Raw genomic sequence first — 202 nt, 5'->3', positions numbered from 1 at the left:
GGATTGCGCGCTCGCCCTTGTTGCCCGGGGACGACCAGTGAAAACGGTCTGCCGGACGATGGGGCTGGCGCGCTCGCATGTGAGCGACCCGCTTGGGCGCAGTGAAGACTGGACCGATGGCCGCAGCCATCGTACACCCAGCGACGATGCCGAGCTGCTCGCCGAACTGCGCCAGGAAATTGCCGACTTGCCCAGCTATGGC

At 66.3% G+C, this 202-nt stretch carries 1 pseudogene; it reads left to right on the top strand.

What is annotated here, in order from left to right:
* Window positions 1-202 (top strand): annotated as a pseudogene (locus IAE24_RS30165) (IS3 family transposase); the annotation flags it as partial.

The sequence above is a fragment of the Delftia sp. S65 genome, assembly GCF_016516495.1.
GTDB lineage: Bacteria > Pseudomonadota > Gammaproteobacteria > Burkholderiales > Burkholderiaceae_C > Comamonas > Comamonas acidovorans.
This window is presented reverse-complemented; position numbering and strand designations above follow the sequence as displayed.